Here is a 15,941-nt window from a genome sequence, read left to right on the forward strand (position 1 = left end):
ATAATTATACTTAATTTACATTAAGATAGCATGAAGCAACTAGCGGCTTTTAACTAAAGAATGTTTTAGTAAATACATTAAGTACACTGATAGTGTTGCAATTTATTTAATGCTTAATTAAGCAATTTAATTATAAATAATCACATTATCTTAAGATAAAAATATTCTTTTTAATGAGCATTACTAGCAAAATATAATAATGAACTAATCCGTTTATTTAATAAGCTAAAGCTTAAAAATTTTTAGCACATTACCAAAATGTATATATAAATTAATTTAAGTCTGTCCTAGTTATTAGCTGTTTAGTTATTTGTCTGATACATTTAAAGAAGAAAGACTAAAAGGACATTCAATGCGAACACGGGCTTGGAAGCAGTATCATTTACAATACTGTAGTGAAAAATTTCCTAAAGCTTTTTATGATGATACGCATTTGTTAAATAATTTCAGTTACGATTTTGGTAGATTAATAACATCGCAAGCTAAAGCAGTCTTTATTCCAGAAAGCATAGAATCTATCAAAGAATTTATGGCATATGCCAATGAAAATGGGCTACCGGTTACTATTCGTGGTAATGGTATGAGTCAGTCCGGCCAGTCATTAGCGCCTTCTAATGGCGTAATTATTAGTACAGTAGAATTAAATTCGTTGCATCATCTGCAAGAGGAATTTATCTGGGTAGATGTTAATGCAACGTGGTCATCGCTAATAGCCACCTCATTAAAAAATAACAAAATACCCTATATTACTCCTTATAATTGTAATCTATCGGTTGGGGGTGTTTTATCGGTAGGCGGCATAGGAGCAGCTTCATTTCGTTATGGTAGTGTAATTAATCATGTACAAGCATTAGAAGTCATTACGGCAGACGGTCAACTTTTACAGGTTGATGCAAGTTCTCCCTTATATCATGCTTGTTTAGGTGGACAGGGACAATTTGCTATTATTACTAAAGCTTGTATTAAACTTAGGCCTTGCAAACAAAATGTAAGAACTTTTTTCTTAACTTATCTTGATGAAAAACAATGGTTACAAGATTTATCTTTACTTAAACAATGTGCTGATTACATCGAATGCTTTTGTTCTCCTGCCGTTCAGGGGGCTAAACTAACAGAAAAAGGGAGGAAGCCCTTCGCGGAGTGGTTATATGTTTTGCATGTTTCATTAGAGTTTGATGAAAAAGCACCTCAACTTCATGATGTTTGCCCGCAAATTAGTCCTTGGAAAGTGCTACATAAACAAGATGAATCTATGGAATCCTATTTGCATCGACATGATGGGCGCTTTCAATTAATGAAGTTAACGGGACAATGGGAATTACAACATCCGTGGTATGAGTGTTTTATTCCAGAGCATATACTATTTAAACATTTAAAAGAGTTATTAGCTTCTCTGCCTCTTCATTATGTACCAATTTTACAAATTGTTTCTATTAAAGCGTTGCAACCTAGTGGCTTTTTTATACTACCAGAAGCAGAAGACATTTTTTCGATAATGATTTTAAACCCAGGTCTGCCAAGTGCCCTTATCCCTAGTTGTTTAGAGGCAATCAATGACCTTGATGAACTATTTTTACCTCAAGGTGGCAAACGTTATCTATCAGGTTACTTAGGTAAAGAGTTAACGAATCAGTACTGGCAAAAACATTTTGGTTATCGCTATAGTGAATGGTTAGATAGGAAAAAGCAATTTGACCCTAAGTTTCTTTTCCAGTCATTACTTCATTCCTGGCAATAACCATTTATTGCAGTGGCTTAAATTTCATTAAGGTAAATAAGCTTGTTGTACTATAACTTTCTTCAAATTGAAAACCTAGCGGCTCGATTATATTTTGCCACTCAATTAGCGTGCGCTGTCTTCCGCCTAACAACACCATCATGACAATATCCATAGTTTTATTAGGATGTGGCTCCTCATCATCCGGCATAACTTGTTCTGCAATAAGTAAACTAGCTGTTTTAGGCATTTGTTTTGCGCAGTTAACAATTATTTGTTGCATTATCTTATCGTTAAAATCATGTAATACCCCTTTAAATAGATAAGCATCAGCAACGGGTATTTCTTTTAAAAAATCACCAGCTATTAGCTCTACAGAGGGTGGAAAGTCATCTGGATTTAATTGACTGATAACAGAAGGTGTATCAAATAAAATTGCTTTAACAGAAGGGTAATGATTGGCAATTGATTTAACCATGCCTCCTCTGCCTCCACCCATATCAACTATAGTTTTAAATTTTGCAAAATCATACGCTTTGCTTATCGTATTATCATCATAAGTTGATAACTTAGCCATACCGCCATCAAAGTTCATTTGCTTTTTGGGATGTTTACTTAGAAAGCTAAAAAAATCATCCTGATGCTGATGATGAAAAGCGGGTTCGCCAGTTTTAAGGCTAACACTCATTTTAGCAAATGCTTCCCACCAGCTATCATCAACCATACATAATACTTCTCTTATAGAGTGAGGATCATCATCACGTAAAGGTTTTGATAATTCAGTAATTGAATAACCTGTTGGGTGAGCAGCTACAATGTGATATGCACTTAAGAATTTTAATAATCTGTCTAATAATTCTGGTTTTGTTTGGCTTTTTTCTGCAAGCTCTTCTACTGAACAAGGTTTTTCAGACATATAGTTAGCTATGCCTAGCTCAGCTAGAGTATGGATAGCACGAGAGATTACATACCAACGTGACATGGTTGCTAATACCATAAATGGTTCTTGCTGATAGGTCATATTGTAATCTCCTTATTTTAAATTTCTTAATGCTAAATTTTATCCTGTTGTTGTAAGAATTTTAGCAGAGCTTAGAATTATTAGCCGCGAAGCTTAAAAAATTTCTTAAGAATTTAAACTAGGTAATCAATAGTTTTTTCTTATTTGATTAAATTAGTACTAGCATCTAGCAGGTAAATAGTTAAATGGTTAAATCACTCTTATTTTAAAAATACATATTTAAATTAAGTATTATTCGTAGTAAAAAGGATCAATTTATATCTATTTAATTCTGAAAAAGGCTCTTTTTTTTAAATTTATAAAAAAATAATGTAAATTTTTTAACCAATCTTTGCTTTGGTTTCATATCCTGGATAAAATGGAGGTTACCAAGTTGACATAAGTATGTTAGTTTCTAATTTAAGAATGAATTTATGGAATTACGAAAATTGTTTTTATCTGTACCTAATTCACAGAAATTAGTAGCTATGATGATTTTTTTGATTATGGCAGGTCTATTTCTCTATCAAGTCATGATCACTTTACGCCAAGAACGTGTAGAAGACATAGCAGCGCAACCTGCAACTATAAATAATAAACAAGTTAAAATTACTAATCAGTCAATACTGTTTACCAAACCTCTTTTTGGTGATTATATTCCAGCGATCAGCGATGCAGATATTAAAGAATCCACATTAGATGTTGAAATAGTAGGTATTATGTTTTCTTCTTCTAATCCTAAAGATTCACATGTTTTAGCTAGAGATGCAGCTGGAGAGGAGCGAAATTTTGTAGTGGGTGACGCGCTTCCAGGAGGAGCAGTAGTTAAACGTATTAATAAAAATGGAATTGTTGTTTTGTATAATGGTTCTTTAGAAAGTTTAAGTTTATTAAAAAATGACTTGCTTTTTGATAAACCAGCAAAGCCTTTAATCAGTGAGGAATAACATTATGCAGGTAGTTGTTCGCTTAGCTCTGTTGGCCGTACTGACTATAGCATTAGTATGTTGTGTAAATACGACTACTTCTAATTTTGCACAAGGGATAAATTATTTTAAGGTTAAAGAGTATCGTAGAGCTTTTATCCGTTTAATGCCTGAAGCTGAAAGAGGGCAAAGTGACGCTCAGTATGCTGTAGGTTACATGTATTATTATGGCGAAGGGGTCATTGAAAATCGCCAAAAAGCATTATACTGGATAGAGAAGGCAGCCTCTAAAGGGCAACCTGACGCTGTTGAAGCTATGAAAATTCTAACAACTACAGGCACTGTTGAGGACTTTTAAAGCTAATAACAATAGGCGGTATAAGTCTAAAAGTACTATATAGTTAGCGTGCTGCACTAATAAAAAGTGATAAAATATAACTACAATATACTAAAATTAAAATTCCTCCATGCCAGCGTGTAATTTTTTGATGACGTGTGTTAATCCATAAAAGAATAATAGTTGTTAAAAACATCACTGGCATATCACGCCATAAAATGGCATGACTGATTAAAGATGGATGAATAAGGCCGGGAAATATAAGGACCGCAAGTAAATTAAATACGTTAGCACCTAAAATTGTTCCAATAGCAATATCATCAGCGCCTCTTCTTATGGCTAAAATAGAAGTTAGCAGTTCCGGTAAGCTGCTACCTAACGCCATTAACGTCAAACCAATAAATAGATCACTAAGGCCAAATTGGCGAGCTAAATGTGAGCTATTAATAATAAGAAATTTAGCACTAATTGGCACTACAATAAGGCCTACACACAGACTAAATGCATAATTTCTTAAAGAATGTTTACGTAAAACAGCTTGCCGAAATTCTTCAGTAATCTGGTGTTGGGCTATAGAATTTTTTAAGGTATATAACACATAGCCAATAAAAAGTAAGCAAACTAATAAAGACAAGCAACTGTCAATAATACTTATATAACCATCAAGCATTAAGGAGTAGATAAATAGCATGGCTATAAAAAGTAAAGGAAACTCACGTTTTAAAAAATTAGGCTGAACTTTAAGTGGTCTTATTAAGGCTATAAGACCAAGTACAAAGCCAATATTGGCTATATCTGAACCAATGGCATTACCAATAGCAATATCATTTAAACCATCCAAAGAAGCTCTGATTGCTATCATGATTTCAGGAGCAGAAGTTCCCAAGGCGACTAAAGTAAAGCCAATTAATAAAGGAGGTAGACGATAATAATAAGCTAGCCCTGATGCACCTGAGACAAGATGAGTTGCAGACCAAAGCAAGGCTGCAAAATTAACTAAAATTAAAAAAAAATTATACATTTGTTCTCTCAACAATATAATTTGGTTGCTTAAAATGTCTTAGAAAAGTCTTGCTGATTAAACAATTATGATACTTGATTTAAATAACAACACAATGATGTTACAGGTTTCTTCTAAAATTACTATCTAATGGCTTCTAAAAACTAAATTAATACTAAACTTTTAAACAGATTTAAAAGAATTGCTAATTTTTTAATTTGGCAACAAATAATTTTTGTGTTAATATATAACAGAATTTTCTAATTAAATTCATTTTGTTTATATTGTAATTTCTTGATTATATTTAAGTTCAATTTCATGAAAATACTGTTAGTGATAACAAGATAACAAACCCCTAGGCACCTTGACTTGAATGATTGGTTGCTTACGCTCATGAATCTTCATATTAAATAACCTAAATTCAGGTTATCTCAGATACTTTGTCAGCATCTTTGGCGAGCGCAGGAAGCAATCTTAATAGGTTTAAGCCTTATTAAAATAAATGGTATCGCTATGTTTAAAGAACAATATCGCCTCTTGCAACAAAAAAATTTTAGGCTGTATACATTAAGTTGTATGTTGGCCATGTTTGGTAATGGTTTAACTTACATTATTATGGTTTGGGTATTGATGCAGTTTGATGCGTCAGTAGTTTCTACTGCAATATTAATGACCTGCTTTTGGTTACCTAATGTATTATTTGGGTCGCTATGTGGTGTGCTTGCCGATCGCTGGAATCGACAAACTCTATTAATAATCGTTAATGGCGCCCGCACTATTTGTCTTTTTGGCTTTGCACTATTAGGTAATGAGTATGCAACGCCATTAGCTGTTTATATCTTAGCAGCAGTTATAGGCCTTCTATTAGCTGCTTATGTGCCTGCCACTATGGGTTTTATCCGTGAATTAGTACCTGAAGAAGACTTATTGTATGGGAATGCTTTAGGGGATATGGCTTATGAAATAGGAGCTGTTGCTGGCATGGGATGTGCGGGCTTTATTTTAGCTCTAACTTCATTTACAGCGTGTTTCATGATAAACGGTTTTTGCTATTTATTAGCAACTTTAATTTTGCTGCGAATTAAATTGCCTAAACTGCAACGGAAATCTTTACTTAAAGAATCCTTTTGGATGCAATTTGTTAAAGGATGGCAGTATGTTAAACAAAGGCCACCTTTGCTGCTAGTCTATCTAACTCAAGGTCTTTTCTTTGTTAGTTATATGACTGCTCCTGTTTTATTAGCACCTTATGCTAAAACAGTGCTACATAGTAGCGTAAGTCAATTTGGTTGGTTAGAGTCGGGGTTATCATTAGGTATTATTTTAGGTGGTTTTATTGCGCCTTACTGTGCATCCTACTTTTCAGTGTTAAAAGTAATTGTTGGGCAGATTATTTTAGGTATAGTAGGTTTTTACTTATTTAGTCATACGACAAGTAATAATTGGGCTATCTTTTACCACTTTTTAATTGGTTTCTCATTTTCATCTTGGGCTTTAATTACAACCTTAGCACAAGAGATGACTGATCTTGATTATCAAGGTCGAGTACAATCCCTATTTAATAGTTTCTCGGGTGTTATTATTATTTTATTTTATTATTTACTAACCCAATGGAAAGATTTGCCATTAACTAATCTCTATCTTGGTGAAATTGGCCTACTATTATTAGCGATAATTATTTTAGCTTATGTTAACTTCAGTAGTCGTGAGGAAGTAGAGCTTATTAATAACTAAGCGTATATATCTCACCATTTAAAAACTCTCACCTCAAAGGTGAGAGGTAGATAGCATCACCCACTAAGCTTTATACTTCGTTGCAAGCTCTTTAGGCTTAAGTCATGTACTTCTATGTACCACTCCTTCGCCGTCTTCACTTGCGCTTTGTCTAAACCTTAGTAGATGATGCAATAGCATTAGGTTTTTCTAGAAAAATTTAATTCTTCTATTTTTTTAATTTCAGAAGTAATATCTTCGTTACGCTTACTTAAAGTAGCAGAATCAAACCATGCAGCAAGAATTTCTTTAGCTAAATCTCTTGTAAGTAAACGGTTGGATAACACAAGCACATTAGCATTATTCCATAAGCGAGCTCCCTTAGCAGTTTGTGCATCAGTGCACAGTGCAGCTCTTATGCTTGCGACTTTATTAGCAACAATTGACGCTCCTGTGCCAGTCCAACAGAAAAATATACCTTCTGTGCATAGCCCATTTTTAATTGCCTCTGCAGCTTCTTTAGTAGCCTCGACCCACGACTCATCTTTATGGGATTTAATTGAGCCAAATAAAATAGCTTTGTGCCCTAAGCGTTCTAATTCTTGAACTACAAAATCATTCACAGAATAATGTTCATCGCTACAAACTGCTATTTTCATTTACATAGAACTCCATAATTTCTACAGTATATATGGGCGTGTCCTCATTCTGTAACTTGACTGCAAATCGAGCTAATTTGCCCAAATTATAGCTTGAATTCGTTAAATAGAGCCGGCTATTCGCCTCATCCAAGCTACAATTTGAGCTAAATTATCTCAATTTTCGCTACATGCTACAGAATGAGGACACGCCCATAGTAATTTTAATAAAATATTTCTTTTATTTTAAGTTTAAAAAATGATGAATAATTTGATTAATAGGTTTTGCAAGACCCACAGATGCTAAATCCTCTGGCTTAAACCATTTTCCTGTATTTTCAGCGATTCTTAAATTATCTATATGCTCAACTGTTAGGGCTATAGGTATTATATCTAAGTGAAAATGACTAAAGGTGTGTCTAAATTGAGGCATTGCTAGATTATTCGTATAGTTAATACCGTAATTTTGTAAATAAAGCATAGGGTCTTCTTCTATATCACAAGTCGGAAGGCACCATAGCCCGCCCCAAAGGCCTATAGGCGGTCGCTTTTCTAGATAAATTTCATTTTCTTTGGTATGAAGTAAGAAAAAATATTGCTTTTTTAAGCGTAATGTTTTGGCTGCTTTTTTAAAAGGATATAGTGCTACTTGCTGATTTAAATTAGCAAGACACGTATTTTGTACGGGACAACGTAGGCAATCTGGTTTTCTTAAGGTGCAACATGTGGCTCCTAAATCCATAATGGCTTGTGTATAATCTGCACATCGTTGTTGCGGCATACATTGATTAGCCAGCTGCCATAGTTGCTTTTTTACTCCTGCTTGCTCAGGCCAGCCGTCAATCATAAAATATCTTGTTAAAACTCTTTTTACATTACCATCTAAAATAGCTGTAGGTTTATTAAAAGCTAATGAGGCAATTGCAGCTCCAGTAGAAGGGCCTATACCAGGTAAGCGTATTAGTTCATTCAAATCCGCTGGCAGCTCGCCTTGATAGTCCGCTACTATAATTTTAGCTGTTTTATGAAGGTTTCTAGCACGGCTATAGTATCCCAAACCGGACCAATGCGCCAATACGCTATCTTCTGGCGCTTGAGCCAAATCGTAAACGCTAGGAAAACTTGCCATAAACCGCTTAAAATAGGGTATAACTGTCTGAACTTGAGTCTGTTGCAACATAATTTCTGATATCCAAACCCGATAAGCGGATTTGGGTTGCTGCCAGGGTAAGTTTTTACGCCCATGCTTTTCAAACCACTCTAAAAGTGGCTTACTGAAACAATGATAAATTGATTCTTTATGCATAATTAATTATTAAAAAAGGCTACAAGTTGTTCTTTTATTTTTAGTATTGGCTTGGTTAAATTATCTTTAATCCATAATTTAGCCAAACTAGAATTAATTTTTTTAAAATCAGGAAGAACCACTGGGTGATTAAGATCACCTTGCACAATCAGCGGAAAGTTTCCACCCAGTAGCTCTTGAATTTCATTTAATTTATTATTTGCAATGGATAATGTTGCGGTTAAATGACTGGATAAACTGTAATCGGCCAGATTAAGTTGGCTATCCCCTTTAAGCTGCAACATATTAGTTTGCAATACGACTGTATCGCCAAATAAAAGCTTATGCGCAAGATGATATTGCATGGATATGAGCTTAATTGGCGTTATGTTATCTACTACATCTTTGTAATCGAACATTTCTTGGCTTAAAGCTAATGCTAGTGCCTTATCTTCTTGCGCTTGACTTATTTTTGCACTAATTTGTTTAATTACTTTATCCAAATTTACTTTTTGGAGGCTACCTTGATTTAGGTTAATATTCCCATTGCCTATCGTAGTTGCCAGCCAGTCATCATTATTGAAATTTGTTTGACTATGTAAAGACAAATCCAGCTTTCCTTTTAGTAAAACTTGATTAAATAGAGCATTTGTTAATTTAGCGCTATTTATACCGGTTGCTGTTTGATTTATCTTAAGTGTTTTTGCTAAAAAATTGTAACTTAAATCACCAATGGCTTCACCTTGATAAAGGTTTAAGGTTAGGGGATTTAATAAAATACTCGCTTGTTTAAATAATGTATGGGCACTTAATTTAGTTATTTTTAACTGCCCAATTTGCAAATTTTGGATAAGAAGTTGGCCACTTACAAGCGTCGACTTCAGCAAATTTTCTAATTGATTAATTGAATTAGGAGCAAAACTTGCATTACCTTTAAATTGTAATTGAGCATTACTAGGTTGTTGATTAATACCAAAATCTATAGCTGCTTTAAATTGGAATGGAAATAAATTTTGCTCTAAGTTTATTTGCTCAGCCCCTAATTGTAATGAATGAAGAGTAAGCGATTGATTAGGTAAGTTTATTTTAATTTTGCCATTAGTTATCAATAATTGTTCAATAACAAATTTCTCATCTAAAGGGTTTGTTTGTACTCCATTAGATGGTGCTCCTGTGCGTTTATCTAAAGGAGCTTTTAAGTGGTTTGTATTTAAATTTGCTGTGAAATTGGCAAGTTTAATATCATTAAAGACTAATTTACCTTGGAATAAAGCAGAAAGTTTTAAGTTAAAAAATAATTGCCCTAAACTAATCTGATAAGGGCTAGCTTGATTTTCAGAGCCGATTTGAATTTTCTCTATTTTAACACTAGGGCGGGGCAGAATCTGCCAACTAATATTGCCTTTAATTTCACAAGGCTGTTTAGTAAGGGCCGTAATTTTTGCGCATACGTAAGTTTGTATTAATTTCGGGCTAATTGTTTTAGTTAAAAACCAAAAGAAAAAACTAATTAATAAGAAAAAACCGAGTAAAATAATAATAAATTTCTTTATAAATTGCATAACGACTAGAAGAGATAAAAATGGAAGCATATAGATAACTGAAATCATGTCAAGTTATTATCCAATATGCTTGAGTAAAAAACCTAATTATACAAAGCAAATGCAAAGAAACTTTACTTAAATAAACTAATTTAATAAAAAGGTGTTCATTTAAAGTATTTTTAGCTCAAAAATGTATAATTTAATATAAATATTTAAAAAAAATTAAAAAAATTAAACTAATACTATTGCTATTATAAAATACTAAGTTTACTCTTAAATTCTTCTATATTAGAAGGTTATATATAGAAAGGTTGTAGACGTAGGATTTAGTTTTTTAGATGTACTCAGGATGAGTCAAATAAAAATCAAGGAGAACGTCATGCAATTAAGTGAGTGGGAAGTTATTATCCTCAAGCCAACCTATGTATTTTCATCTTTTCTAGCTTCACAATTACCTGATTTTGAATTACCTGATCCACATTTGTTAAGTGTTGATAATACAGCTTACGTTATTGCCAAACAAAACAGTGATGAAGAAACATTAAATGAAATAGAACGTCATTTTAAGTTTATGTTTCATCATGAAATTAGCCGCTGGCTAGGCGACACTGCACATAATGAGATTGAGAGTAGTTTTTTAGATTTCCTCTGTTGTTTCAAATTTGAGCTGCACTCACATATTGTTTTAATGGAAGAATCCTTGTCACAAGGCAGACAATTAATACGAGTTAAACCTCGCTCAGTTTTACTAAAGTGGATGAAAACAGCCGTAGAAGAGCAACGAGATTTAACAAGTATTTTAGAAAAAGTATCTGTTACAAACCTTGCTGAGAATGCGACGGTAATTGTTAAGAACTTTAATGATCTGTCTGAAATAAAACCGTTCCTTAATTTGTATTATCCTCAAATCTTTGAAGCTGAGATGCTTAGGATGTGTGATGAAGCAGATCAGTGGCCAAAGATTGATTCTTATGAAGCCTTCAGTCGTTATTTCGCAATCGATATTCACTCTCAATTAATTCATCTGCATTAAGGAGGTGGCTATGGGGCCAATAGCTATAGCGGTTATCTGTGCAACTGTTTTCGGTATTGTCAGTACTATTTCAGCATTTATTCATCGAATACTATCTAGTCGTGATAAACGCTTAAATGATCTAGCACAGCAAAGAGCATTATCTCAGGAAACAACTGAGTTAGAGAAATTACGTAGTGAGATGTTAAATTACAAACGGTATGATGCTTATTACCAAGTGCTAGGTGAAAATAAAGAGGCAGTTCAATATCTTGATCAAAAAATTGAGGAAATCTTAAAAAAGAAATCAGAGCTTATTGAGCGTTATGCTAAAGCTATTATTAAAGAATCAAATGCAATAATTGCTGGTACCTCTAATCCTGCTCGAAAAGAGGTTTGCGATAAGTTGAGACTAGAAATTGATGGGCAACTTAGGGCTTATGATGTAGAACTCAAGCAACTCCAAACAAGACGAGCAAATTTATGGAATTCGAATAAAGAGTTGCAAGACTATATTCTTGACCAAGAAAAAAAGCGAAATGAGCATATGGATACTGTTTATCAACAGCATTCTGCGTTGCTTGAAAAGATTTTCCTTCGCCACACTGAAAACAGTGAAAATATTGCTAAATCACTTATTGATTCAACCACGCAAACATTTAAAGCATTAATAATAGCACCTATCGAATTTTTGGCTAAAGTGTTCCATTTATCTAAAAATATTTCACCAAATATAGCTTCAAAAGAAATTTTAAAAAGGCAAAATATTGCTGCTTTTGAAGCTTTAATCAATGGCCAAGAAGAAGCAAATAATTCTAGTTTTGACAAAAAAGATACAAAAAATAAGGATAAAATACCACTAAGTTATTCAGGTCAATTTTCATTAAATGTTTAAAAATCAACTAAATCCACGGTTAATTAATGTTAATCGTGGATTTTTTTCTACCAATTTAGAATAAATTAGTGCATAATTGTGCTCTTTTCAATCTTAATTTGTTTATTAGAAATCTAAATTAATTTAAATTTAAACTTTATCAAAAAAATTAGTTAAAAAATTTCAGATGGTATTGAAGAATTTCTAACTTCTTTTTAGTATAAAATACAGCTAAATAAAATTTAAGTTAGATCAGCTAATAGTGAATTGAGAATTTTTTATTATGGAGTTTGAAAATGCGCAATAAATTCTGGGCTATTCTAATCATTGTTTTTTCCAGTTTTTTTGCTTGTACATCTATAGCAAGCACTCAAGAAGATCTTCTAAATTATGAAAAAAATTCTATAGAGATCTTTCAGAAATTCTCACCGAAAGTTGTTTCAGTTCATCGTTTGGCTAGAGTGCAGCGTGCTTATACAAAAATGCATGTTCCTGCGGGCGCAGGTTCTGGAATTATTTGGGATAATCAGGGACACATTGTTACAAATTATCATGTAATAAAGGGAGCGGATGATCTTGCAGTTACTATTGGTAACATAACAGTACCAGCAAAAGTAATAGGTGCTGAACCTCGTAAAGATATTGCTGTTCTCTCTGTAACTTCGCCAAAAACAGCAAACTTATTAAAAAATATTACTCCTTTTGAGATTATTCATAGTCGTGATTTGTTAGTGGGCCAAAAAGTTATTGCTATAGGAAATCCTTTTGGACTAGATCATAGCTTAACTATTGGCGTTATTTCTGCTTTAGGACGACAAGTGCCAGGCGCAGGCGGTGTGACTATTCGAGAAATGATTCAAACAGATGCCTCTATTAATCCAGGTAATTCAGGTGGACCATTACTTGATAGCAAAGGACGTTTAATAGGGCTTAATACGGCTATCTTTTCAAACACAGGTTCATCAGCTGGTATTGGTTTTGCAGTACCTTCAGATGATGTAGAGCGAATTGTACCGCAAATAATAAAAAATGGTCGTGTAGTTTTAGCAGGCGTTGGAATTCGTCGCGTTGAACCTAGTATTGCTAAACACCTTGGCGTTAAGAAAGGAATTTTAGTGCTAGATACCTTACCCCGTTCGCCTGCATCTGCAGCTGGCTTACGTGGTACTTATCGTGACGTAGATGGCCGAATTCATCGTGGTGATATTATTACTGCCGTAAATGGGCATCCAGTTCCTAATTATGATGCTTTTTATAATTTACTTACTGATGTTAAAGTAGGTGAAGAGATTAATTTAACAGTTAAACGAGGTAGTAAGACGCTTAACCATAAGCTAAAAACAATTGATATTGCTAGTTTTTAATTAATAGAACTTAAATATTTAAGCTTGTGCCTATAAATAGGCACAAGTTCCCTAAAACGGCTAGGCACCATACAATTGTTGATAAGTTCTTAATAGTTCTAATTCTTTATTCAATTGTTTAGCTTCTAGATAATCAATTAAATCGTTTAAATTAATAACAGATAATACCTCAATGCCTTGCTGACGTATCTCGCTTATTGCTGATTCAGTGGTTAAACCACGCTCACAGCGGTCAAGCGCGATAATGACTGTTGTTAAATGACCACCATTTTCTTGAATTAAGGTTTGCGCTTCCCTAAAGGCTGTGCCAGCTGTAATTACATCGTCAATCATAACGGTATTACCTAATAAAGGTGCGCCAATAAGTATGCCACCTTCACCATGATCTTTTATCTCTTTACGGTTAAAGGTAACAGTCGTGTTAATACCATAATCTGCTAAAGCGATGCTGGTAGCTGTTGCCAGTGGTAAGCCTTTGTAGGCTGGCCCAAATAATTGTGAGCAATCCACTTTGTTGTCAATAAGCATCTTAGCATAAAATTGGCCAAGTATTTTTAACGCTTGACCTTGATAAAATAGCCCTGCATTAAAAAAATAAGGACTTTCACGGCCAGATTTTAAAGTGAACTTACCAAATTTTAATACTCCACAGTTTAACGCAAGCTCAATAAAGGACTGCTTCGTATAATTTTGAGGCGTTTGTGCTTGATTAATCAAAATAAAATTTCTCCTATGTTACAAAAATCCTTAACAATCAACAAAAAAGTGCTATGCTAATCTTAGTGCTAGTAATTTTTTAGCATTGTTAGGTATTTATTCTAAACTTAAATTTTCTCCTAATTAGAGGATTTAATAAAGGAGTGGAATTAAATTAAGTCTAATAAATACTTTTGTGGTTAGATTAGATTACAAAGCTTCAGACGAAAGGGGATAGCGAATGTCGCAAAGAGAGACCGGCCATGTTAAATGGTTCAATGAAAAAAAGGGATTTGGATTTATTGTCAATCAAAATGGTGATGATATTTTTATCCATTATAAAGATATTAACGGTACAGGTTTTAAAACACTGCACGAGAATGATCTTGTTTCATACATCGTTGATAAAGGGCCAAAAGGCTTTAAAGCTCAAGATGTTACCGTTATTCAAGAATAATTAGAGCCATACTAAATTTATTGCCTTGATAAGCAAAATCTAAATTACTAATTTAGATTTAGTGGAGCTTTTTGTTCATAAGTTTATGCAAATGTTATTTTAACAATAAGCATGAATTTATGTCTATTTGCTAAAAAAAATTAAATTAAGGCAATAATTAATAGAGTTTTTCCCAAACTGTTAATGGTATAATAAATCAATTGGGAAAATGGTAAGATACTTAATGCCTTTAAGTAGGCTACTAGCATCTCTATTTTCAATTTTGGTGGATAACAATGACAGTTTGGAAAGAATTCTATTTTAGTTTTCTATTTCTAGGGAATAGGCCTAATTCCTCTAAATTACTTGGCTTTATTACAGATATCTTTGATAATACTATCAACTAAATAAAGTTATTTATAAATGGTTAAAACTTAAATCATGTCATATTTAACTTCACCAGTAGGAGCAGCAACGATGAAAACTGTTAAACCGGTAGCTGTGATTACTGGCGCTGCAAATGGTATTGGCCTTGCGCTAACTCAACATTGTCTACAGCGTGGCATTAATGTGGTAATGGCAGATAATGCGGTATCAACTTTATGTGATCGCGTAGAACAGTTAAGTGGCCAAACAGAAGCAGAGGTATTTGGAGTAGCCTGCGATGTTACTAAACCTGAACAACTTAAGCATCTAGCTAAGCAGGCAGTTGAGCGATTCAATCGAATTGACTGGTTATTTAATAATGCAGGAATTTGTGGCCATTTTGAACCTATATGGGAATTAACTTCGGAACATATTCGCAAAGTAATGGACGTTAATCTTTTTGGTGCCATTTATGCATTACAAGCTTTCCTACCAATTCTGTTTAATCAGCCTCATTCTTCTCATATTATTAACATGGCTAGTTTTTATGGCTTATGTAGTGGCTCGCAAATGTCAGCTTATGCGATGTCTAAGCATGCTTTAGTTGCACTTTCTGAGTCTTTATACTTTGATTTAAAGCGTTTAAATAAGCCTGTAGAGGTATCTGTAGTTTGTCCTTCTTTTACAAATACCCAATTATTAGCTAATTCAATGCCATTAAATAATAATAAACTTCATGACATGATAAAGGATTTAATAGAGCGCAGTAGGCCTGCAGAAGATGTTGCTGGATATATTCTTGATGAGGTAGAAAAAAAGACTTTTTACATTCTACCCGATAAAGAAGTAAAGGAGTATTGTATGCAGCGAACAGAGGCAATTGTTAATCAAGCAGAGCCTCATGTTCATAGTATTGAAAAAATAATTGTCTCTTTAAGTAAAAGAGCATTGCAAGTAAATTCAGCAGAGTAAACTGATTGATATTTGGTTACTTTAGCGTGTAGTAAATTAAAAATTATATAATATTAAGACA

General features: G+C 33.4%; 15 protein-coding genes. 9 read left to right on the plus strand and 6 right to left on the minus strand.

Annotated elements, in window-relative coordinates; translation table 11 throughout:
* Positions 1–352: 352 nt before the first annotated feature.
* Positions 353–1,738 carry an FAD-binding protein gene (locus ACNVED_RS06640; protein WP_419420968.1) on the plus strand — a complete coding sequence of 462 codons (1,386 nt, stop codon included), beginning with the start codon at positions 353–355 and terminating at the stop codon, positions 1,736–1,738.
* Positions 1,739–1,742: 4 nt separating this feature from the next.
* Here ACNVED_RS06640 and ACNVED_RS06645 read toward each other — a convergent pair whose 3' ends face one another.
* Positions 1,743–2,738: a methyltransferase gene (locus ACNVED_RS06645; RefSeq protein ID WP_419420969.1), complete on the minus strand. Its 996-nt coding sequence runs from the start codon at positions 2,736–2,738 to the stop codon at positions 1,743–1,745.
* A 413-nt stretch (positions 2,739–3,151) separates the two neighbouring features.
* On the opposite strand from ACNVED_RS06645, the gene ACNVED_RS06650 reads away from it, so the two are divergent.
* Positions 3,152–3,664 (plus strand): type II secretion system protein N, encoded by a 513-nt coding sequence (locus ACNVED_RS06650; RefSeq protein WP_419420970.1) that lies wholly within the window; start codon positions 3,152–3,154, stop codon positions 3,662–3,664.
* 4 nt (positions 3,665–3,668) lie between these two features.
* Entirely contained in the window at positions 3,669–4,001 is a 333-nt protein-coding gene (locus ACNVED_RS06655; protein ID WP_419420971.1) for a tetratricopeptide repeat protein, read from the plus strand.
* 43 nt (positions 4,002–4,044) lie between these two features.
* Here the strand turns inward: ACNVED_RS06655 and ACNVED_RS06660 are convergent, their stop codons facing one another.
* Positions 4,045–5,001, minus strand: a complete 957-nt coding sequence (locus tag ACNVED_RS06660) for a calcium/sodium antiporter (protein WP_419420972.1) — start codon at positions 4,999–5,001, stop codon at positions 4,045–4,047.
* Between the two features lie 492 nt (positions 5,002–5,493).
* Here ACNVED_RS06660 and ACNVED_RS06665 point away from each other — a divergent pair, with 492 nt between their 5' ends.
* Positions 5,494–6,714, plus strand: coding sequence for an MFS transporter (locus tag ACNVED_RS06665; protein WP_419420973.1), 1,221 nt, complete (start codon positions 5,494–5,496; stop codon positions 6,712–6,714).
* 179 nt (positions 6,715–6,893) lie between these two features.
* Here the strand turns inward: ACNVED_RS06665 and ACNVED_RS06670 are convergent, their stop codons facing one another.
* From ACNVED_RS06670 to ACNVED_RS06680, 3 genes are all read right to left on the minus strand, one after another.
* Complete coding sequence (locus ACNVED_RS06670; protein ID WP_419420974.1) at positions 6,894–7,352, minus strand: RpiB/LacA/LacB family sugar-phosphate isomerase; 459 nt, start codon at positions 7,350–7,352, stop codon at positions 6,894–6,896.
* Positions 7,353–7,572: 220 nt separating this feature from the next.
* Positions 7,573–8,637 (minus strand): A/G-specific adenine glycosylase, encoded by a 1,065-nt coding sequence (gene mutY, locus ACNVED_RS06675; protein ID WP_419420975.1) that lies wholly within the window; start codon positions 8,635–8,637, stop codon positions 7,573–7,575.
* A gap of 2 nt (positions 8,638–8,639) precedes the next feature.
* Entirely contained in the window at positions 8,640–10,226 is a 1,587-nt protein-coding gene (locus tag ACNVED_RS06680; protein ID WP_419420976.1) for an AsmA family protein, read from the minus strand.
* Positions 10,227–10,539: 313 nt separating this feature from the next.
* Between ACNVED_RS06680 and ACNVED_RS06685 the strand changes: the two genes are divergently transcribed.
* The 3 genes from ACNVED_RS06685 to ACNVED_RS06695 all read left to right on the plus strand — a co-directional run bounded on the left by ACNVED_RS06685 (position 10,540) and on the right by ACNVED_RS06695 (position 13,410).
* Positions 10,540–11,193, plus strand: coding sequence for a hypothetical protein (locus tag ACNVED_RS06685; protein ID WP_419420977.1), 654 nt, complete (start codon positions 10,540–10,542; stop codon positions 11,191–11,193).
* A 10-nt stretch (positions 11,194–11,203) separates the two neighbouring features.
* Positions 11,204–12,067 (plus strand): hypothetical protein, encoded by an 864-nt coding sequence (locus ACNVED_RS06690; protein ID WP_419420978.1) that lies wholly within the window; start codon positions 11,204–11,206, stop codon positions 12,065–12,067.
* 275 nt (positions 12,068–12,342) lie between these two features.
* Positions 12,343–13,410: a S1C family serine protease gene (locus tag ACNVED_RS06695; protein ID WP_419420979.1), complete on the plus strand. Its 1,068-nt coding sequence runs from the start codon at positions 12,343–12,345 to the stop codon at positions 13,408–13,410.
* 60 nt (positions 13,411–13,470) lie between these two features.
* Here ACNVED_RS06695 and pyrE read toward each other — a convergent pair whose 3' ends face one another.
* Positions 13,471–14,124, minus strand: a complete 654-nt coding sequence (gene pyrE / locus ACNVED_RS06700; RefSeq protein WP_419421154.1) for an orotate phosphoribosyltransferase — start codon at positions 14,122–14,124, stop codon at positions 13,471–13,473.
* Between the two features lie 223 nt (positions 14,125–14,347).
* Here pyrE and ACNVED_RS06705 point away from each other — a divergent pair, with 223 nt between their 5' ends.
* Positions 14,348–14,563 carry a cold-shock protein gene (locus ACNVED_RS06705; protein WP_419420980.1) on the plus strand — a complete coding sequence of 72 codons (216 nt, stop codon included), beginning with the start codon at positions 14,348–14,350 and terminating at the stop codon, positions 14,561–14,563.
* 456 nt (positions 14,564–15,019) lie between these two features.
* Positions 15,020–15,880 (plus strand): SDR family NAD(P)-dependent oxidoreductase, encoded by an 861-nt coding sequence (locus tag ACNVED_RS06710; RefSeq protein WP_419420981.1) that lies wholly within the window; start codon positions 15,020–15,022, stop codon positions 15,878–15,880.
* Positions 15,881–15,941: the final 61 nt, after the last annotated feature.

This window comes from Legionella sp. D16C41, from assembly GCF_048541585.1.
GTDB lineage: Bacteria > Pseudomonadota > Gammaproteobacteria > Legionellales > Legionellaceae > Legionella_C.

Excerpts from the sequence above, each read along its gene's own strand:
- ACNVED_RS06640 (WP_419420968.1), top strand. The coding sequence starts at position 353 with ATGCGAACACGGGCTTGGAAGCAGTATCATTTACAATACTGTAGTGAA.
- ACNVED_RS06645 (WP_419420969.1), bottom strand. The coding sequence starts at position 2,738 with ATGACCTATCAGCAAGAACCATTTATGGTATTAGCAACCATGTCACGT.
- ACNVED_RS06650 (WP_419420970.1), top strand. The coding sequence starts at position 3,152 with ATGGAATTACGAAAATTGTTTTTATCTGTACCTAATTCACAGAAATTA.
- ACNVED_RS06655 (WP_419420971.1), top strand. The coding sequence starts at position 3,669 with ATGCAGGTAGTTGTTCGCTTAGCTCTGTTGGCCGTACTGACTATAGCA.
- ACNVED_RS06660 (WP_419420972.1), bottom strand. The coding sequence starts at position 5,001 with ATGTATAATTTTTTTTTAATTTTAGTTAATTTTGCAGCCTTGCTTTGG.
- ACNVED_RS06665 (WP_419420973.1), top strand. The coding sequence starts at position 5,494 with ATGTTTAAAGAACAATATCGCCTCTTGCAACAAAAAAATTTTAGGCTG.
- ACNVED_RS06670 (WP_419420974.1), bottom strand. The coding sequence starts at position 7,352 with ATGAAAATAGCAGTTTGTAGCGATGAACATTATTCTGTGAATGATTTT.
- mutY (WP_419420975.1), bottom strand. The coding sequence starts at position 8,637 with ATGCATAAAGAATCAATTTATCATTGTTTCAGTAAGCCACTTTTAGAG.
- ACNVED_RS06680 (WP_419420976.1), bottom strand. The coding sequence starts at position 10,226 with ATGATTTCAGTTATCTATATGCTTCCATTTTTATCTCTTCTAGTCGTT.
- ACNVED_RS06685 (WP_419420977.1), top strand. The coding sequence starts at position 10,540 with ATGCAATTAAGTGAGTGGGAAGTTATTATCCTCAAGCCAACCTATGTA.
- ACNVED_RS06690 (WP_419420978.1), top strand. The coding sequence starts at position 11,204 with ATGGGGCCAATAGCTATAGCGGTTATCTGTGCAACTGTTTTCGGTATT.
- ACNVED_RS06695 (WP_419420979.1), top strand. The coding sequence starts at position 12,343 with ATGCGCAATAAATTCTGGGCTATTCTAATCATTGTTTTTTCCAGTTTT.
- ACNVED_RS06705 (WP_419420980.1), top strand. The coding sequence starts at position 14,348 with ATGTCGCAAAGAGAGACCGGCCATGTTAAATGGTTCAATGAAAAAAAG.
- ACNVED_RS06710 (WP_419420981.1), top strand. The coding sequence starts at position 15,020 with ATGAAAACTGTTAAACCGGTAGCTGTGATTACTGGCGCTGCAAATGGT.